We start from the raw sequence: 20,314 nt of genomic DNA, 5'->3' as shown, positions 1-20,314 counted from the left end.
ATGCTTTATAGAGATTACAAAAAAAACGCATTTTAGTCTAGCAGGTAATTACAATTCTATTAACAACAGCAGGTAATTACAATTCAATGCTTTCTATCTTTTTTTCCGCATATATTCCATAGGGCTTAATCAAAACTGCAAAGACAGCGGCAGGTATACCGCAAAAATATATTAAGATTACCCAGAGATAGGAATTCATGGTGAAAAATACTACAACGGCAGAAATAGCCAAAATAATCATATTAAAAAACATGATAAAAACAACATTTGTATTTTGCTTCATTGCTGCCACAGGATTATCCCAATGAAGTTTAGGATGGGCCGTATCCAAAAATAAGGAAACAAGGTTGACAAGGGCCGAAAAGCAAAGGGCTACCAAGGCCGATAGAACTATATGCAGAAGGCCGAATTTAAATACAAAGCCTGCAAAACCAACCCCTATTACTATGGCAAAAACTGCAAAAATCATGGCATGGGCTAATTTAGCGTACATATAAGCTGCAATATCAATAGGTAAACTCTTAATAAAAGGGATAAATTTGGCATCCCTTGAAAGAGCCGTATCTGCAATGTTAGTCATAGAACCTAAAAAGCCTGCTGCAAGGCCCGTAATTACAAAGCCCGCATTTCCCTGCATAAAATCAAGTACATGAGGCGGCACATTATTTAAGTTTGTCCCCTTTGCAATACTTATAACGATTATCAATGTCGGCATAAATATAATCGAAAAGGGGCCGTTTAAAAGATAAACCGGAGTACGGTTCATCATTTTAAATTCCCTCTTTAAATAGGCCATAAAGGGGCTTGAGCTTTTTATGTTTTTATGTAAAAAGGCTGAAACCTGTTTTGCTTCAAGTTTTTTTACGCTTTTTTCGTTAAAACCTATAAGGCTTTCGGTATAAAGTTTTGACATAAGACCGATGACCAAGGCCGGAAGGGCTCCACAAAGGGCAATAAGGACTACTAGATATAAAAAGCTTGTAATGGAAGCCGGTTCACTTAGTATATGGCCTACAAGTTTTATGGGAGGATAGTATAAGCCGTAATTTTGGAAGATAACAGCATTGGATTCGACTATTTTATAAAGAGCCTCAGGATCGGAACCAGCAGCCGATTGGATTATATAATTGAAGCCCAGGGCCAAGGCCATACCTAAAATTCCGTTTATAGCCATGACAACATTTTTATTTTTAAACACCTTACTAAAACGCATAATTAGGATATTAACAAAATAACAGGCGGAAATCATGGGGAGAGGAATCGCAAGGGAGCAGATGAGGGCCCAGAGATAAAATATAAGAGGCGGAGACTCCATATAGCCGTATATTCCCATCAAAACTGCAAAAAATGCAAAAGAAGTAATTAAAGAGTTAATACTGTTTGCACAAAATTTTGATGCGAACAAGGTACGAGGCTTAATTGGCATAGACAAAAACTGTTCTTCAATTTCACCGATATAGTAGGTGGAAACAGTAAGCATAAAGCCGAATAGGAGACTCATAAAAGAGATAATAACAGCCGTTACCTCAAAAAGAATACTTATATTGTTTACAGCCTGTGCCGTTCCGTATAGGCCGAAAATAAAAAAGCCGAAGATAAACAAAAACTCGGCAAAAACCACTAAAAACAAAACCGCCATGCCGAGTATCTTAGCCTTGGAATTTCTTGTTACGGTTTGACCGCCCTTCTTTTTTCTTTTTTGAATTTGAGCCTTAAAATTTTTAAAATTAAAAACCGAAGCCAAATAAATTTTAACCAATCTAAAAAAAACTTTCATAACTTTTAGCTCTCTTTAAGCGTCCCCGTTTTCAAAATCAGAAGAATATTTATCGTCAACAAGCTCCAAAAAGAGCTTTTCAAGAGAAGCGTTTTCGCCTCTTTTTTCACGCAGCTCCTGTAAAGAGCCTTCAAACATAATCTTACCTGCATTTATGATTGCAAGCCTGTCGCAAAGTTTTTCGGCTACTTCCATGACATGGGTCGAAAAGAAAACGACCTTTCCGGCATCAGCCCTCTCTCTCATAATTTCTTTTAGGGAAAAGGCGGATTTAGGATCCAAGCCGACCATAGGTTCATCCAAGATCCAAACAGGAGGATCGGATAAGAGGCCTCCGGTAACCAAAAGTTTTTGCTTCATTCCGTGGGAAAAGCTTCCTATACTCCCGTTTAAGGCTTCATTTATGCCGAAAAGCTTGGTATACCGCTCTATTCTTTCTTGTCTTAAATCTGCGGGTACTCCATAAACATCGCCTATAAAATTTAAGTATTCGGCAGCCTTAAGCTGAGAAAAAAGTTCCGGGTTATCGGTAACATAGCCTATTCTTCTTTTTGCTTCCATAGGGTCATCGGCTATGTTTATGCCGTCAACAATTATTGCTCCGGAATCGGGATTAAGGACACCCGTTATCATCTTAATTGTAGTTGTTTTTCCGGCTCCGTTCGGCCCTAAAAAGCCGAAGATTTCGCCGTTTTTTACGTTTACCGAAATACCGTCTACAGCCTTTGTTTTAGAAGATCCGTAAGCCTTTGAAACATTTGAAATTTCAATCATAAATACCCCCGTGAACTGTTTATCGTAATTCCCTAAACTGTTTTACCGTGCCTTGCGCATTTTTTTTATACTTTCTTCAAGATAACCGCACTCAACCAAATATTGTCTGCGAGAAACTACCAAGGCCATAAGCTCCTTGTACATTTCAAAATTAACTTCCAAAGCTATAGGAAAAATATAGAGCTCCGTCTCATTGCAATAGCGTTCAATAAATTCGGGATCCGTCACAAAACCCAAACTTATCATATTGCTTATTCTGTCGGCACATTTTAAAATTTTAGCCTTTTCGGACCCGTTTTTTATTATGTTTTTTAGATATTCGGTCTTCTCTTGACCCTTTTTCTTTGTAACCTCCAAAACAAGCTCATAAACCTGTCCTGATTCGGAATCGATACTTAAAATTTCGTTTACATTAAAATCCTCTATATCTTCGATAACATCATGAATTAAAGAAGCCTTTAAAAGAACACTGTCGATGTATCCGTAGTCTATAAGAATGCCCATAGTATCTACCTGATGCCGGAACATATTTCCTCCTGCATGACGGGCCTTTCCGATTAAGGCGGTAGCAACCTGCATGTAAGGAGCAAGATAAATTCCCTTTAATATTCCTAAATCTCTTGTCAAAGTAAACTCCTTATTATTATAAGCTAAAATTATACTAAAATAAAAAGTTTAGTGTCAAGAAGGGGAGAAAAGTACAAAGGACTTCTCACTTTGTTTCATCGGGGTGGAGGCCGGGTTTGGCATTGGCTAGGAGGAGTTTTAAGCGGTTGAGCTGGTTTACCTCGCTCGCCCCCGGGTCGAAGTCGATGGCAGAGATATTGGCCTCAGGGTAACGGCGTCGCAGCTCCTTTATCATTCCCTTGCCGGTTACATGATTGGGGAGGCAGGCAAAGGGCTGAACACAGGCAATATTTGAAACGCCTGAATGAATGAGTTCTATCATTTCAGCCGTCAAGAACCAGCCTTCTCCCGTCACATTACCCAGCTGCAAAATTCCGTCTACTGAATCAGCTAGTCTGTATATGCTCTCAGGAGGAGTAAAACGCTTGCTTCGCTTTAAAGCTTTTTTTATAGGCTTTCTGTATCTTTCCATGACCCAGATTGTAAAATTTGCAATGAATCGTTTTTTAAACGAATAATCGAGATAGGTATTGTGATAGATACCCGAAACAGAAGAATAAAGAAAAAAGTCCAAGAGATCAGGAACGACACATTCCGCTCCTTCTCTTTCGATTGTACTAAAGATATCGTTATTGGCTGCAGGGTGGAATTTAACCAGGATTTCCCCTACTACGCCGACCCTCGGTTTTCGGATATTTCTTAAGGGGAGATTGTCGAACTCGCTTACAATACCGTTTATTATTTCCCTATATTTTTTAGAGGACATTTTTTTTAACTCATCCTTGATACGGACGGCATATTTTTTATATATTTCGTTTGCAGAACCGGGAACCTTTTCGTATGGGCGGGTACGGTAAAGCACCCTCATCAAAAGGTCGCCTAAGCACATGGCTTGAGCAACCCTGTGTAAAACAGGGAGCTTTAATTTAAAACCGGGATTTTTTTCGATGGACTGGGCACTGATACCTATTACCGGAACAAAGCCCAAACCGGCATCTATAAGGGCCCGCCTGATAAAGCCTATGTAGTTTGTGGCCCGACAGCCTCCCCCTGTTTGGGTAATCGCCAAAGCTGTGGTGCGTAAATCGTAGCGGCCCGATTTTAGAGCTGCTATCATCTGTCCTGCAACTATGATGGCAGGATAACAGGCATCATTGTTTATATACTTTAAGCCGTACTCTACGGCAGTTTGATCGATTTCGGTAAGAATTTCAAGGTTATAGCCTGAGTGCGAAATAGCGGCACCTATAAGGTCAAAATGAATGGGAGACATCTGAGGGGCTAAAATAGTGTATCGTTTTTCCATCTCCTTTGAAAAAACTATGCGCTCATAGGCCGAGCTTTTTCTTGTTAAAGAAAGTTTATGCCTCTTTCTTTCCTTGACAGCAGCCAAAAGACTACGTACTCTTATTCTCACGGCTCCGAGGTTTGAACCTTCATCTATTTTTATGAGGGTGTACATCTTCCCCTTTGACTCAACTATTTCCTGAACCTGATCGGCCGTTACCGCATCCAAACCGCAGCCGAAGCTGGTAAGCTGTATAAATTCCAGATTATCTTGAGTTGCAGTAAAGTTTCCGGCCCTATAGAGACGGTTATGATAAGTCCACTGATCTACGACACGCAAGGGCCGCTCTATTTTTCCTAAGTGGGCAACCGAGTCCTCGGTTAAAACCGCAAGACCGAGACCGTTGAGCATTTCAGGGATGCCGTGGTTTATTTCGGGGTCAAGGTGATAGGGACGGCCTGCAAGCACAATGCCTTTAAGATTTTTTTCTTTCATTATGCGTAAAACCTCTTCTCCCTTCTCCTCCGTTTCCTTTTTAAAGCCTTCTTCTTCGGTCCATGCCGCATTAACGGCAGTCATTATTTCTTCCAAACGTATCGAAAACTTTGCACCCAGCTCCTCATGAAGACGATCTATCAATCGGTTCTTGTCATAATAGGGTAAAAAGGGATTTAAATAAATTATATTTGCATCCTGCCTTAGAACATCGATATTGTTTTTTAGAACCTCAGGATAGCTTGTAACAATGGGGCAATTATAATGGTTTCCGGCTCCGTCATCTTCTTTTTTCTCATAAGGAATACAGGGATAGAAAATATTTTTTACGCCTAATTTTAAGAGGGCCTCAATATGACCGTGAGCTATCTTTCCGGGATAACAAACCGATTCGGACGGAATCGATTCAAGGCCCATCTCGTAGGTACCTCTGGTTGAGCGGGGAGAAATTCTAACCGAAAATCCCAGCTCAGTAAAAAAGGTAAACCAGAACGGATAGTTTTCGTACATGTTTAAAACCCGTGGAATTCCTATCTCGCCTCTGGGTGCTTCATTTTTAGGAATGGGCTTATATTTAAAAAGCCTCTTATACTTCCAGTCAAAGAGGTTGGGTATATCTTTTTTGTTTACATCTTCTTGATCTTTAGAGGAAACTTGAGATGAACACTCTTCAATTCCGCTGTTTTTATCGAGTTCTGCACCGCGTTCACATCTGTTTCCCGTAATAAAACGGCGCTTTACTCCGCAAATGTCGAAGGTGTTTACTGTTAAAAGGCAGTTATTCGGGCATTTGGGACAGCGCAATAAATCAAGCTTTACCTTAAAGTTTTCCAAGCCTTCCATATCGGCAATATTCGATCTTATTTTTCCTTCAGAAAGATTTTCTTCGTCAAGGTCATGCCATTGATCTTTTGCAATTAAGGCAGCTCCGTATGCACCCATAAGCCCTGCGACATCCGGGCGGACAGCCTGTCTTCCCGAAACAAGCTCAAAAGCACGCAAAACGGCATCGTTATTAAAGGTTCCGCCCTGCACTATTACCTTGCTTCCTACCTCGGAAGCATCGCGCAATTTAATAACCTTAAAGAGGGCATTTTTTATAACGGAATAAGAAAGACCTGAAGAAATGTCTCCTACCGAGGCTCCTTCTTTTTGAGCCTGCTTAACTCGGCTGTTCATAAAAACCGTGCATCGTGTACCTAAATCTACGGGTTTTTCGGCAAGAAGAGCCATGCTCGCAAATTCGCTTATGCTCATTCCGAGGGATCGGGCAAAGTTATCCAAAAAGCTTCCGCAGCCTGAGGAACAAGCCTCATTCAGCTGAATAGAGCTTATGGCTCCGTTTTTCATGCGGAGGCACTTCATATCTTGACCGCCTATATCCAAAAGGAAGTCTACTCCGGGTAAAAAGAATTCTGCGGCACGGTAGTGTGCGATCGTTTCAACCTCTCCTGCATCTACACCCAAAGCAGCCTGAAAAAGCCCCTCCCCATATCCTGTAGAAACGGAGCGGGCTATATAGGCTTTTGGAGGAAGCATTTTGTAAAGGTCTTTTAAAACCCTTACTGCAAGTTCGACAGGGTTTCCTGCATTTACATCATAAAAACGCCAGAGAATTTTTCCTTCCCCATCAATTAAAACGGCCTTGGTGGTAGTTGAGCCTGCATCAAGCCCTAAAAAGACGGGGCCGGAAGCAGAGGAAATATCGGCCGAGGGAGCTTTTTCCTTTGCATGCCTTATCCTGAAAGTCTCAAGTTCTTCTTCATTTTTAAAAAGAGGAGGAAGGCGCTGAACCTCGGGCATCTCGGAAGAAGCTATCTTATAAATATCTTTTTTGAATTTTGAAAGTGCTATAAACCGGGGTTTTGTCTCAGGCTCCTCCTCAAAAACAAGAGGCGATTTATTTTCGTCCTTTTTTGTAGAGGTTTTAAACTGAGCCTTTTTTAGGTCCAAGAGAGCAGACCGGTTAAAGGGAGAGCTTGAAGTCTTAGGTATCTTAAAGCCTCCGGCGGCACTCAAGGCTGCCCCCATGGCTACAAAGAGTTCCGAATTTTCAGGAGTGATAATTTCATCTTCTTTAAGCTTTAAGGTTTCGATAAACCTGTGCCTTAACTGATCTAAAAAATGTAAGGGGCCTCCCAAAAAAGCAACCTTTCCCCTTATGGGCTTACCGCAGGCAAGGCCCGAAATAGTCTGGCTTACAACAGCCTGAAAGATGCTGGCTGCTATGTCCTCTCTTTTTGCGCCCTCGTTTATAAGGGGCTGAACGTCGGTCTTGGCAAAGACTCCGCAGCGGGCGGCTATAGGGTAAATGGTCTTAGCATTTTTTGCAAGCTCGTTTAAGCCCAAGGCATCGGTTTCCAAGAGGGCGGCCATCTGGTCTATAAAAGAGCCCGTACCTCCTGCACAGGTTCCGTTCATTCTTTGCTCGATATTGGCGTGCTCAAAATAAGTAATCTTTGCATCCTCGCCGCCGAGTTCTATTATAACATCGGTGTGAGGAATTATTTTTTTTACGGCGGCAGTTGAGGCTACGACCTCTTGAATAAAGGGAATATTGAGCCAGTGCGAAACGGCAAGCCCTCCTGATCCCGTTACAATGAGGGAGAGCTCTACATCTTCTCCGTATTTTTTTTCGACAGCTTCAACAGCAAGTTCGCAAACGGATATAATAGTTGTCCGTATATCGGCCCTATGCCTTTGATACTTACTGAACAAAACCGTTCCGTCATCTTCTAAAACAACAACCTTTACGGTAGTCGATCCGACATCGATTCCAAAACGCAGCACACTCTCTTTATTCATAATACCAACCGATTTTAAATTATAATTTTATATCCATGTCCTTATCCAAGGGATATATGGGGCGCGGAGTTTGAGGGTAATCCAAGGTTTCTAAAACTTCATTTGAACAGCCCTTAGACTCGGCTAAAATTGCTCTTTTTGCTATTTTTTGAAAACAGGGCTCCAGATAACCCAGCTTTACAATAACTATACAATAATCTTCTGTGTTTACACCCAAGGCAGGCAAGAGCTCCTCATCTCCGAAGCCTATGTGATTTGAGGTTAAAACTATTCTTATGTTTTCCATTTCGACAAAAGCCAATCGGGAATCATAAACGCCGTAGTTTTTTACAAGTTTTAAAACCTTTACGGGGCAAGGAATTTTTTTGCCGTTGATTTTATCCCATGTTCCGCCTATAGTTATTTCTAAGGAAGAGCCCTCCCCTGCCTCAAAGCATTTTTCAACGGCAGCCTTATCGAAAAATCCGGAATAAAGCACCTTAGTGGGTAGAGCTCTTAAAGCTTCTTTTTGTTTTAAAAGAGCCTCAAAGCACTCGGTGGAATCTCCGGTAGAACCGGCTGTAGGATTATCTCCCGAATCGGAGACAAAGACGGGGCATTCTTTATTTTGCATTACCGATTCAACTGCGGTTTTTATTGCAGTAAAGGAATCATAATGCTCTACCTTAAATTTAAAATTATGACGCTCGGCCCAAAATTCCTTGGCTATCTTTAAGGCTGCCCTGTCTGCAAGGGCCTGATCGTTTAAGGCAGTTGTTACAATGTTTACTCCGTTATCCTTGCTGTCTGCCCACGGAAAGCCCAAAAGAACGGAGGCGGCAAGCAAGCCATTATCCTTTTCGGCCTCGACACAAGAGGCGATTAAACTCTTCATAGGCTCGGCGGCGGTTTCGCTTTTTTCTCCTGCCACCAGCATGGGGATTTTTACCCTTCCTATACAAAGTTTATTTGAAGGCTCTAAGGCAGCTTTTAAAAGTTCGGCTGCATGGACACCGGTTTCATAGCAGTCAATATGAGGAGCGGTTTTATAACCTACGATACCGTCACAATATTTAATCATCTCATCGGTTACGGTAGCATGCATGTCCAAAGCTGTCGTTAAAGGAATATGGGGAAGCTTTTCGCGGATTGCTTTTAAAAGGTCTCCTTCGGCAGGTCCTATTTTTTGAACCTTTAAAGAACCGTGAAGGCCTAAGCAGATGCCGTCAATCGGAGCTTCTAAAAGGGCCTTATCTATATAGGCTAAAAAATCTTTTTTAAGCTCGGTATATAGATTATAATCCACCAAGCCGTTCGGAACAGCCCTTGCAACTACGGCAGGAACAACCTCCCAGCCCCATTTTTGAATAGTTTCGATAATTCCGGTAGAAGAGTAATAGGGTTTTAAACCTTTTGTTAAAACTTCTTCTCCTCTAAAAATAACAAAATCTTCAATACCCGTAATAATAGGATTAAAGCTGTTCGACTCGTGATTTATGCATCCTACTAAAATTCGCTTCATTTTATATTCTTACCTTATTTCTTTTTTCCTTGATTTGCAACTGCATTTATTTTTGCGTTTATTTTTTCTTGGTCTCCCAGATAGCGTTTACTCATAACCTTAAAATTCTTATCGAATTCGTAGACCAAGGGAACGCCTGTCGGAATATTTACGGAAATGATTTCTTCATCGCTTAAATTTTCAAAGTACTTGACCAATGCCCTGAGGGAGTTCCCATGGGCTGTTATAAGAATTCTTTTTCCTTCAAGCATTTGAGGCTTTATAGTCTCTTCAAAAAAAGGAACGGCTCTGGCTATGGTATCTTTTAAGCTTTCGGTTAGAGGGAGCTCCGCTTTTTCAATACCCCTGTATTGTTCCTGCAAATAGGGACAACGCTTATCTCCTCCTTCCAAGACAGGAGGGGCAATATCAAAGGATCGGCGCCAAATTTTTACCTGATCCTCTCCGTATTTTTCGGCTGTTTCTGCTTTGTTTAAGCCCTGCAAGGCCCCATAATGCCTTTCGTTCAGCTTCCAAGTTTTTATGACGGGAAGCCATTCTCTATCCATCTCGCTTAAAATATGATTGAGGGTGTGGATTGCCCTTTTTAGATAGGAGGTATAGCATATATCGAAGTCAAAACCTTCTTTTTTTAAGTAAGTTCCGCCCTCCTTTGCTTCTTCTACACCCTTTTCGCTTAAATCTACATCCGTCCAGCCGGTAAATAGATTAAGCTTATTCCATTCACTTTCGCCATGCCTGACCAAAACCAATTTCATATAGTCCTCCAATTAAGGTTAATATTATACGATAGGTGTCATAGTGTCAAGAGAGAAAAAAATAAGCTTAGATAAAAAAAATAAAAAAAAATATATTTTTAAAAAAAGTACTATTGTTTTTAGCTAAAAGCTATAATATAATGGAGGCAGGAGGAAAATTAAGTGATTTCCGAAAGCTTCCATATTTTCTATGCATGGAAAAAATATTTTTTTACAAGGAGAAATTTATGGAAAATGGGAAAGATTTATATCACTTATTAGAAATGGATGATCTGATGAATGTAGTTGGAGGTGCCACCACAGTAAACACAAGGGATATCCATGTATGCAATCCGTCACCGGACCCGATCCATATAATCGATGATGACGGAAACCATCATTATGCACCCACGCCCAGCCCTGATCCAAGTCCTGCACCGGAGCCCGGCACAGACAACCCTGGAAATCCGCCGAACAACAGCAATGATGATGGAGGAAACGGAGATTGTGAAAATCCTGACGGTGATACATCTGAACCCGGCAATCCGGTAGACGGCAACAATCCGCCGAGCCCGGGCAATCCGGTAGACGATAATAATCCGCCGGCCGATAACTCGGACAATGATGGAGACGGTAATGATTCTTCAGGAGATACATCGGATAATGGTGATGATGAAACAGGAGGAAACATAAATCTTCCTACGGATGATGATGGAAACAGTGAAACCGGAACCGGAGAAAGCGAAGGACAAACAAACACCCCGCCTGCAGCAAACAATACTACGCAGACAACACAAGCAGCCGATGCGGGCCCTAAACCTCTTTCACCAAGTGAGAGAGCGAGGATGGCTTTGTTCTCCAAAAGAAAGTCATCCGAAGATGATTTTTATAATGATGCTATAGGAGGAACAAAAAAAGATATACTTGATAAGTATACAAACAAAAAGCCTTCAAGCCTCGTTGTTGCCAGCGATATAAGGGGGCAGGACGTTACCTTTGATGATTTTAAGGTAGATGGTATGGATATTTCGATTAAGCGTGAGCATGACGGGTACGGAAATAAATTCGATTCGGTTCGGACTATTGAGACCGTAAAGTTAGCAAATGGCCAGGTTGTAAAGTGCAATATTCAGGACATGGTTGGTGCTAATGCAGAAAGTAAGGCTTTTGCTGATGAACATAAAGGTATGACCTTACCTGACGGCAAATATTATTTTACGGCAAAAAAACTAACAAAGCAATCAGATGGTACATATAATTCTGATTGTTTTCAAAATACATTGAGACTGCAAACTAAGGATTCAAACATTCCTAAAAATATTAGGGATGATATAAATTCCAAATACTATCTTTTTCATGCTACCGAATATAAAAAAGGTTTTATACCGAAAAAGGGTAATAGGATATGGATTAATCCTTGGTCTGCAGGATGTATTTCGTCCATAACAGGAGGACAGTCCACACATGATGATTTTATGAATATGCTGACAGGAATCACTCCCGAAAATATCAACGTTACCATAACATCTAAACGGCATGTAGATATATAATTATTTACTAGCGACATCTTCCGGACAGGTTAAAGACCTGTTCGGTTTAAAAAATTACTTAAAAGCTTTTATAAGGAGAAAAGAAAATGTTTTTAAAAAGTAAAATCGGTTTATTTAAAAAAAACTTATTTTTATGTCTTTTTTTAATTATGGGTAGTTTTGCAATAGGACAAAACTTTGATTTGGCAGGCTTCGGATATACGGACGGACCTCCCGTTGCTTATTTTATTAAATTCCAAAAAGGGAACAAGATCGAAATAAGCTGGTATGATACAAAAGAACAAAAGGTAAAAAAGAGCTATAAGTACCAAAAAAAGTACATAGGTAGGTTTCCTTTATTTGAATTGAATGCCGATATGCCCGATGACCTATATGCAAACCTTGATCCTCAATCAAAAGAATATTTAGGCAATAAATTTATGCTTTTAACGGGCTTGGTAAAAAAAGCTTGGAAAGAAAACGAGGATGATATTATAGGTCTTGGCATGCTGCCTGCACACAAGGGTAAAAAAGCAGAAGGCTTTTTTACAAGATTTCCCTCAGGGGGCTCAGGAGAAACACCTTATTTTTACTATGAAAATGTAAGTTCTCATCTTGTCGAAAAATCAAAGGAAGGAAAAAGAGAATACAAGATAGAAAATCTATGCGACATGAGAGAAGACACTCCTTGGGTAGAAGGTGTAGACGGCTGGGGTATAGGAGAGTCCTTTGTTATAAAAACATGGAAGAGCAGTGATGATAAATACATTTTACTGATGAACGGTTATATTTCAGCTTCAAATCCTAAACTTTATGATGAAAACGGAAGAATTAAAAAGATAATGGTTGAGGGAGTTACAAGCGGCAAGAAAAAAGAATTCACCGTAAAGGATACACCCCATCCTCAAACTGTGGACATAAGTTTTTTACCCGAACAAGAAGATGTTAAGATTACGATATTGGATGTTTACAAGGGTACAAAATACGAGGACACGGCTATTCATTTTATGATTTTGTGGAGGACCGAAGTTATTCCATACGAATAAAACTTTTATAAGGAGATGAAGAAAATGTTTTTAAAAAGAAAGATCGGTTTATTAAAAAAAAGTTCACTTTTGTGTCTTTTTTTAATTATGGGGAGTTTTGCAATAGGACAAAACTTTGATTTGGCAGGCTTCGGATATACAGGTATGGTACCATGCCCCTATTTTATTGAATTCCAAAAAGGAAACAAAATCGAAATAAGCTGGTACAATGCAAATCAGAAAAGAGTAAAAAAGCTCTACACTTACAAAAAAAAATATATAGGTAGGTTTCCCTTATTTGAATTGGATGCCGATATACCTGAAGGCCTATATGCAGGACTTAATCCCGAATCAAAAAATTACTACGGAAATAAGTTTATGCTTTTAACGGGATTGGCAAAAAAAGCTTGGAAAGAAAACGAGGACGGTATTATAGGACTGGGTATGCTGCCAGCACGCAAGGGTAAAAAAGCTTCAGGCTTTTTTACAAGATTTCCCATGGGAGGAACAGGAGAATATCCTTGTTTTAATTATGAAAATGTAAGTTCGTATTTTGTCGAAGAATCAAAAGAAGGAAAAAGAGACTATAAAATAGAAAATTTATCAATTATGGAACAGGACACCCCTTGGGTAGAAGGTGTAGACGGCTGGGGTATAGGAGAGACCTTTACAATAAGCACCGAAAACAGATCTTTTTATAAATACATACTCTTGATGAACGGTTACATTTCCGCTTCAAACCCTAAGCTTTATGATGAAAACGGAAGGATTAAAAAAATATCGGTTGAAGGTGTTAAAAGCGGCAGAAAAAAAGAATTTACCGTAAAGGACACGCCCCATCCGCAAACTGTGGACATAAGTTTTTTACCCGAACAAGAAGATGTTAAGATTACCATATTGGATGTGTACAAGGGTACAAAATACGAGGACACGGCTATTCATTTTATGATTTTGTGGAGGACCGAAGTTATTCCATACGAATAAAACTTTTATAAGGAGATGAAGAAAATGTTTTTAAAAAGAAAGATCGGTTTATTAAAAAAAAGTTCACTTTTGTGTCTTTTTTTAATTATGGGTAGTTTTGCAATGGGGCAAAACTTTGATTTGGCAGGCTTCGGATATACCGGCGGAGTTCCACTTGGTTATTTTATCGAATTCCAAAAAGGAAATAAGATCGAAATAAGCTGGTATAATGCAAAAGAAGAAGAGGTAAAAAAGGTCTATACTTACAAAAAAAAGTACATAGGCCGTTTTCCATTATTTGAATTGAATACCGATATGCCCGATGACCTATATGCAAACCTTGATCCAAAATCAAAAGAATATTTAGGCAATAAATTTATGCTTTTAACGGGATTAGCAAAAAAAGCTTGGGGAGAAAACGAGGATGCCGTTATAGGCCTCGGTATGCTGCCAGCACGCAAGGGTAAAAAAGCTTCAGGCTTTTTTACAAGATTTCCCATGGGAGGAACAGGAGAATATCCTTGTTTTAATTATGAAAATGTAAGTTCGTATCTTATCGAAGAAACAAAAGAAGGAAAACGAGAATATAAAATAGAAAATTTATCGATCATGGAACAAGACACCCCTTGGGTAGAAGGTGTAGACGGCTGGGGTATAGGAGAGACCTTTACAATAAGCACCGAAAACAGATCTTTTTATAAATACATACTCTTGATGAACGGTTACATTTCCGCTTCGAATCCTAAGCTTTACGATGAAAATGGGAGAATTAAAAAGATAATGGTTGAGGGAGTTATAAGCGGCAAGAAAAAAGAATTTACCGTAAAGGATACGCCCCATCCGCAAACTGTGGACATAAGTTTCTTGCCGGAACAAGAAGATGTTAAGATTACGATATTGGATGTTTACAAGGGAACAAAGTACGAAGACACTGCTATTCATTTTATGATTTTGTGGAGAACCGAGATTATCCCATACGAATAAAAGATTTGGAGGAGTCTTAAGAAAAACAGTTTATATATTAATTTCGGTTCAACACTTAAAATCACGGCAGTTCCAACCCGGGGGCTGCCGTTCTTTTCGTTAAGGATAAAATATGAAAAAAAGCTTTATTTAAAGTTTGTTCCCTTACCTCATCCCTTGAACCTGAAAACTCATAAGTATGAGTTTTAAAAACAAGATCTTCTTTTTTTAAAGTTTTTAAATCATGGGATTTTTTAGAATCAAAAGATTTCGGATAAAAGAAAGCGGAAGAAATACATACTGTTCCGGGAGGATGACCTTCAAGACTTGAAGGACCGGCAGCTCCGCTTACGGCAATAGAAACTACAGGTTCAGGAGTAAAAGACGTGTCAAAGAAATTTTTAACGGCACCGAAGGCCATAGCTTCTACGGTTTGCGGGCTTATTACGCCAAATGTTTCTATTAACTTAGGTTCTATATTTAAAAAAGCTATTTTTGCTTGAGCCGTGTACACAACATAACCGCCCCAAAACACCTCTGACGTTCCCGGTATCTTTGTGAATTCGGAAGCTATCAAGCCTCCGGTCAAGGATTCGGCAGTTATAAGCTTAATCTTCCTTTCTTTTAGAACTAAAAAAACTTTTTTTATAAGCTCAAAATCAATCATTTAAGCCTCCTTAAAAAAAGCATTATTCACGGCTGAGCTGTTCTTTAAGCTGATCGGACTTTATAGAAAAAAAATTTTTTTCGGGGAAACTGTTATTTTTAATCATTCTAACAGAACCTTCAAAAGAAACCTTATCGGCTATCCTGAGACGTCCGGCCGTAATATCACCCTTAACGGAACATCCTGATTTTAGATCCACCTTGTCGGCAGCAGATAGAGAACCTACAACAGCACCTTCAACAACTATCGAAGCAGCCTTAACATATTGAACTCTGCAATCTGCATTTTTTGAAATGTATAAAGAGCCTTGAGAATCTATGGCCCCGATAAATTTTCCTTCAATTTGTAAAGTTTCGGAGAATTTCATCACCCCGTCAAATACGGTTTCTTTACCTAAAACCGTAACATTCTTTTCCTTATATTTATTATTCCGTTTCATTTGACCTCCGATCTTTTTTAATAAATTTATTAATTATGATAAAGCACAAATTTGAAATTAAAACCACGGTGCAAAGCAATCCAAAAAAATCAACAAGATAAGAGTAAACGGTTTTATACCCTTCTGTCAAGACGGTTACATCTGCAACCAAAACGTCCTTGGTAAATGGCGGAAGCATTTTTTGAATATTTCCGTTTTGATCGATAAAAGCAGTCTGACCTGAACTTGCAGCTCTTAAAACGGGAAGACGGTTTTCGACAGCCCTAAAAACTGCCATAGATAAATGCTGGTACTGACTTACGGCACTTTGAGCCCAAGCATCATTTGTAAGATTAATGATTATATTGGCTCCTTTTTTTGAAAAAGCTCTTGAAATATAACCGAAGGTATCTTCAAAACAAATTGGAGTTCCTATTTTTAAATTCTTAAATTCAAGAAGATTTGCTTCTTTACCTTTTTCCCAAAAATGAGTATCGTTTTCTTTTAAAAATTCATAAACTTGCGGAAAAAGTTTTTGATAAGGAAAATGCTCTGTAAAAGGAACTAAGTGCATTTTTCGGTACACTTGAGGCTCAGGAGGTAAAACATTTTTTTTAGGAATAAAGAGTAAGGCTGCATTATAGTCAAGCTTCTTATCCTCAAGACTGTCAAAATTGTTATCTAAAAATTTTTTATCCAAAACACCTTCATCATTTCCTATTAAAAAAGAAACTTTTTGATTATTCAAAAAATTCAGTAATTCCCGCACCAAAAGAGAATTAGGATTAGAGGTTGAGGTGTATTTATAATGCCATCTTATCATAGGAATAAAAGCAGTTTCCGGCCAGACTACTAATTCTATATCAGGAAAATTTTCAATAGCCTTTTCCGATAAATCTTTAAGTTCTTCATAATTATTTCTATAAACTTCCAAATTTCCAAGCCATGGGTCCCTATTAGGCTGGACAAGAGCAATCTTTGTTTTTGGAATTTCCGAAAGATTTTTTTTTGTAAAAGCTCCATATAAAATAAAGGCAAAAAATGTACCTATCCAAATCATCATAGGTAATTTATATCTTTTGTAAACATTTTTTATGTCTTTTTCTTTATAAAAATCAAAAAGAAAGGAGGCTGAACAAGATGAAAAGTAAACAAGTAAAAAAGAGAGTCCCCATACTCCAAATATTGAAGATACTCGAATTAATATGGGAAAATTCCATTGTGTATAGCCAATTATACCGTAGGAGTAACCTAAAAAACCTAGAGTGTTTAAATATTCAAACGCGACCCAAGCTATCGCTTGAAAAATAAAGCCATATTTTAAAGCATATGAATCTATTATTTTTAAAACAAAAAACAAAAAGGAATAAAAAATACAATACTTTGCAAGTATTATATAAATAGCAAGAGGATGAAAAAATATTATCCAAAAATTAAATATAAAATATGAAAAACTTCCTGAAAAAGCACCCCATAAAAACGAAAACTTTAGCTTAGTCCTTTTAAGCAATAAAAAAAACGGAATAAGGGCTATGTAGGCTAAAAAACCGAAACCGTTGAGATTCAAATAATTAGGGTGAGATAATGCAAAAAGAATAGAACCTAAAACGGCAAGCAGGAGATTCAAACAAAAAAAGACAAATTTATTTTTCATTATCAAAAAACTCTTTTATATTTATTTTATTAAGGGAATCTTTTAGTTCTTTTCCCGGCTTAAACCTTATTTTACATCTATCATCAGTCAAAACGGTTTCTCCCGTTTTAGGGTTGCGGGCATTTTTCCTTCCATGTAAAACAGTAAAATCGAAAGAACCCAAACCGCGTATCTCTACAGGTACTCCTTGCTGCAAAAGTATAGAAAGCTCCTCTAAAAACAAATTAGTTATAGCATTAATCTGCTTAAGTTGATATTGAGGATTATTTCGATAAACGGAATCTATTATGTCGATTTTCGACTGTTTTTTTTTCATTTAAGTAAAGTAAAAAAAATACCGCAATCCCAAAATCGGTTTTGCGGTTTTCCTTCATTCTTATTTTGCTGCAAATGAAGCGTTGTACAAGAGCTGCATTCTTGACTTTTTGCGGGCTGCCGAATTCTTTGTTAAAATTCCTTTTCGGGCTGCAGAATCAAGCTGACCGGAAAGTTCACGAAGTAATGCAGCAGCAGTTTCTGCATTTTTTGCATGAACAGCCTCAGTATACTTTCTAGCTGTTGTACGTACTTCACTCTTTGCAGAGCGGTTTCGCATTCGGCGGACTTCACTCTGGTTATGTCTTTTAATCGCAGATCGATTTTTCATTTAAGGTACCTCCGTAATTAATTTAAAACTATAGTTATTGTATATGACATAATACAGCCGCTTAGATTACACCATATCAATTTTTTTTGCAATAGCTATACGCAATTTTTTTGCATCTTCTTCAGCTAAACCAAGATCCGAGGCAGAATCCAAGTCCTTGGCAGCTTCAGGATATAAGGCCAGTTTAAAATAGGACAAGGCACGCCTAAAATAAACATGGGCTTGAAATTTATTTGTTTCAAGCGATTTTGTAAAATATTCAATGGCTTCATCATCTCTGTTTAAGAGAGTTAAAGCAATTCCAACATAATAAAGAGAACGAAAATTTGCAGGATTATATTTACAACTCTGCAAAAAATCGGCATAGGCATCTTCATAATTAGCTTGGGCAAAATAGGCCATACCTCTGTGTTTAAATACAACCGACAAAACTATATCGTTAGGATTTTGTTCAATTATCTTTGTATAAATCTTTTCGGCCTTATCAAAAAGATTTTGATTATGAGCTTCAATTGCAGCTAAAATCAAATCGTCTATAGTTTCGGCAACTTTCAACTCCCCGCTATGCTCCAAATTATCATGCTGAACAGTATTTGTTTCAGGTAAAACTTGAGCCGTATATTCATCAGCCATAGAATAAAATTCAAAGCGCCGTTTTTCAAGCTCGGTATTAAGTTTGTTTTGATAATCGCGAATTTCTTGAAAAATAATATCAGCTAAACTTAAACTTGCGTTTATCGAAGCAAGCTTTCTTTTTAAAGGTTGATCAAAGGGAGAAAACTCCGATTTATATACCAGCTCATGCTCAACCTCAGCCCAAGCATCTTGAAGAATGGTTCTAAGCTGAATCTCAAAAATCAAATCTTTGGGTAAAACAAGTCCTACCTTAAATTCCTCCGGTATCTCAAGCAAAAAATGTACCGATTCATACCCGAATTCTCTAAAAGTTCTTTCAGAACCCTTACGTTCCACTTCTATTACTGTAAAATTTTTTAGTAAAATTGTCTCAACTTCATTTATATCCTGCAAAAAAGGACAGATAATCCTTACTCCCATAATATCCGTAAGTACAGGAAGATCAGAAGATTCCTTTTTGGGAGGAAATTTTAAAAGCTTCAAATAATAACTATTAAAGCTTTTGACCCGCGTTTTATATGTAGGAGCAGAAGTTATTTTTACTATAGAACGTAGAAACTCCTCTATGCGCACTATCAAAACATTTAAGTGAGGCACATAAGAAGTATAAATCTCCCTTAATTTTTCTTTTTTAGGGAGCCAAGGCAAGTCTTCAGACAACATATTTTGGTAAAATCATTTTACAGGGACATCAAACAAAAGCGGCCGAGCAGTCTCGACCGCTTTATAATTTTTCAGAACTTATTGTTGTTTCTTTTCGGAACCTTCAGATGGTGTGAAGCCTTCTTCTGTAGCCAACTTTTCCTGTTCGAGGAATCGTAAAACTTGAATATGACCGAATTTTTCAACTTCAATCTTCTTTCTCTTCATTTCTCTTTCTGTCTGAATACCCCAGAGGTCCTCATCAGCAAAGTCACGTACTGTTGTCAAAACAGCTTTGTCATAGATGATCTTAACATCTTTGAAGTATGCGATAGCATCTCCGCCGTCATGAGCAGCGTCACGGGTAATTAAGAAACCTTCAAAAGCTACATGAGGAAGAGCTACAGGGTAAACAGGATAAAGCCTTAATTCCCTAGCCTTTACATGTGCAATATATGAAGGATTATTCCATACCATTTCTCTCCAACCATCAAACAAGAGGTAACCCATGAAGTATCTCTTAACTACATTGTTCTGATCTCTAAGAAGAACATAAAGACCATGAGGGAAGTTCATACCATAGGTATTTACTGCAATGGACTTGATAACGCCGGTATTTCGAACAACACCATAGCCTTCTTCAAATCTTGATTTACCGGAAGCCTTCTCTTCTGCAGTAGGCTCCTGCAAATTTCCTTGATCATCAACCTGGGCCATTCTTTCATAAGCAGGAATTAAAAATCCGGGCTTAATTTTTGCATTAGCATTGTTTGCCCACTCGGGGAACAAGATGCGGACGCCCATCAATTTCTGACCGGCAAATTTCTCGCCTTCAGCTCTTACTTCAGCTTCCTTAACTGTTGAAACTCCAACTGAAAGAGGGTTCTGAGCGGAAGAATTCAATTCAACTTCCCACTGCTCAAGAGCTAAAGATGATCTCATCAAAGCTTTTTGCTCATCTGTGTAAGAGGCACCGGCTACTTGACCGTAATCCATAACGGTTCTTCTGTTTTGTGTCATCTTACCATTAGGATCTGCGATAATATCTGCATTCAACAGTGCGAAATCAATAATAATCGCTTCCTCAGCAACCGCAACGGCACCCATTAAAAGGAATGCCATAGCAACAAGTATAAATGTTTTTTTCATTCAAAAACTCCTTTTATG

The 20,314-nt window shown here is 38.6% G+C and carries 17 protein-coding genes; 4 read left to right on the top strand and 13 right to left on the bottom strand.

The features are described from left to right. Positions 1-76 precede the first annotated feature (76 nt). The 6 genes from E4O07_RS05040 to gpmA all read right to left on the bottom strand — a co-directional run bounded on the left by E4O07_RS05040 (position 77) and on the right by gpmA (position 10,025). Positions 77-1,777 (bottom strand): hypothetical protein, encoded by a 1,701-nt coding sequence (locus tag E4O07_RS05040; protein ID WP_253687711.1) that lies wholly within the window; start codon positions 1,775-1,777, stop codon positions 77-79. Positions 1,778-1,792: 15 nt separating this feature from the next. Then, complete coding sequence (locus E4O07_RS05035) at positions 1,793-2,551, bottom strand: ABC transporter ATP-binding protein (RefSeq protein WP_253730589.1); 759 nt, start codon at positions 2,549-2,551, stop codon at positions 1,793-1,795. A 42-nt stretch (positions 2,552-2,593) separates the two neighbouring features. Further along, positions 2,594-3,178, bottom strand: coding sequence for a hypothetical protein (locus E4O07_RS05030; RefSeq protein ID WP_253687709.1), 585 nt, complete (start codon positions 3,176-3,178; stop codon positions 2,594-2,596). 85 nt (positions 3,179-3,263) lie between these two features. Continuing rightward, the gene (locus E4O07_RS05025; RefSeq protein ID WP_253687708.1) at positions 3,264-7,766 is read right to left on the bottom strand and encodes a 2-hydroxyacyl-CoA dehydratase; all 4,503 of its coding nucleotides are present in this window, start codon (positions 7,764-7,766) and stop codon (positions 3,264-3,266) included. Positions 7,767-7,785: 19 nt separating this feature from the next. Then, positions 7,786-9,267: a M81 family metallopeptidase gene (locus tag E4O07_RS05020; RefSeq protein WP_253687707.1), complete on the bottom strand. Its 1,482-nt coding sequence runs from the start codon at positions 9,265-9,267 to the stop codon at positions 7,786-7,788. Between the two features lie 14 nt (positions 9,268-9,281). Further along, positions 9,282-10,025 (bottom strand): 2,3-diphosphoglycerate-dependent phosphoglycerate mutase, encoded by a 744-nt coding sequence (gene gpmA / locus E4O07_RS05015; RefSeq protein WP_253687706.1) that lies wholly within the window; start codon positions 10,023-10,025, stop codon positions 9,282-9,284. 227 nt (positions 10,026-10,252) lie between these two features. Here gpmA and E4O07_RS05010 point away from each other — a divergent pair, with 227 nt between their 5' ends. From E4O07_RS05010 to E4O07_RS04995, 4 genes are all read left to right on the top strand, one after another. Further along, positions 10,253-11,554, top strand: a complete 1,302-nt coding sequence (locus tag E4O07_RS05010; protein ID WP_253687705.1) for an MSCRAMM family adhesin — start codon at positions 10,253-10,255, stop codon at positions 11,552-11,554. A gap of 86 nt (positions 11,555-11,640) precedes the next feature. Then, entirely contained in the window at positions 11,641-12,579 is a 939-nt protein-coding gene (locus E4O07_RS05005; protein ID WP_253687704.1) for an NADase-type glycan-binding domain-containing protein, read from the top strand. Between the two features lie 24 nt (positions 12,580-12,603). Next, the gene (locus E4O07_RS05000) at positions 12,604-13,542 is read left to right on the top strand and encodes an NADase-type glycan-binding domain-containing protein (protein WP_253687703.1); all 939 of its coding nucleotides are present in this window, start codon (positions 12,604-12,606) and stop codon (positions 13,540-13,542) included. A 24-nt stretch (positions 13,543-13,566) separates the two neighbouring features. Next, the gene (locus E4O07_RS04995; RefSeq protein WP_253687702.1) at positions 13,567-14,505 is read left to right on the top strand and encodes an NADase-type glycan-binding domain-containing protein; all 939 of its coding nucleotides are present in this window, start codon (positions 13,567-13,569) and stop codon (positions 14,503-14,505) included. A gap of 61 nt (positions 14,506-14,566) precedes the next feature. Here E4O07_RS04995 and E4O07_RS04990 read toward each other — a convergent pair whose 3' ends face one another. From E4O07_RS04990 to E4O07_RS04960, 7 genes are all read right to left on the bottom strand, one after another. Beyond that, positions 14,567-15,151, bottom strand: coding sequence for a CinA family protein (locus E4O07_RS04990; RefSeq protein WP_253687701.1), 585 nt, complete (start codon positions 15,149-15,151; stop codon positions 14,567-14,569). A 22-nt stretch (positions 15,152-15,173) separates the two neighbouring features. Further along, positions 15,174-15,590, bottom strand: a complete 417-nt coding sequence (locus E4O07_RS04985) for a bactofilin family protein (protein ID WP_253687700.1) — start codon at positions 15,588-15,590, stop codon at positions 15,174-15,176. Beyond that, entirely contained in the window at positions 15,577-17,223 is a 1,647-nt protein-coding gene (gene lnt / locus E4O07_RS04980; RefSeq protein WP_253687699.1) for an apolipoprotein N-acyltransferase, read from the bottom strand. The genes E4O07_RS04985 and lnt overlap by 14 nt, the downstream gene beginning before the upstream one ends. Next, on the bottom strand, positions 17,213-17,539 hold the full coding sequence (locus tag E4O07_RS04975) for an HU family DNA-binding protein (protein ID WP_253687698.1): 327 nt from the start codon (positions 17,537-17,539) through the stop codon (positions 17,213-17,215). Before E4O07_RS04975 ends, lnt begins: the two co-directional genes overlap by 11 nt. A 60-nt stretch (positions 17,540-17,599) precedes the next feature. Then, positions 17,600-17,869, bottom strand: coding sequence for a 30S ribosomal protein S20 (rpsT, locus tag E4O07_RS04970; RefSeq protein WP_253687697.1), 270 nt, complete (start codon positions 17,867-17,869; stop codon positions 17,600-17,602). A gap of 66 nt (positions 17,870-17,935) precedes the next feature. After that, positions 17,936-19,168: a tetratricopeptide repeat protein gene (locus E4O07_RS04965; RefSeq protein WP_253687696.1), complete on the bottom strand. Its 1,233-nt coding sequence runs from the start codon at positions 19,166-19,168 to the stop codon at positions 17,936-17,938. 78 nt (positions 19,169-19,246) lie between these two features. Then, a complete protein-coding gene (locus tag E4O07_RS04960; RefSeq protein ID WP_253687695.1) occupies positions 19,247-20,296 on the bottom strand; it encodes a flagellar filament outer layer protein FlaA in 1,050 nt (349 codons plus the stop codon). Between the last annotated feature and the right edge of the window lie 18 nt (positions 20,297-20,314).

Origin of the sequence: Treponema sp. OMZ 798 (genome assembly GCF_024181385.1) — a bacterium.
Taxonomy (GTDB): domain Bacteria; phylum Spirochaetota; class Spirochaetia; order Treponematales; family Treponemataceae; genus Treponema_B.
Note: the sequence above shows the minus strand (reverse complement) of the source record. Positions and strands in the feature narration are given on the sequence as shown.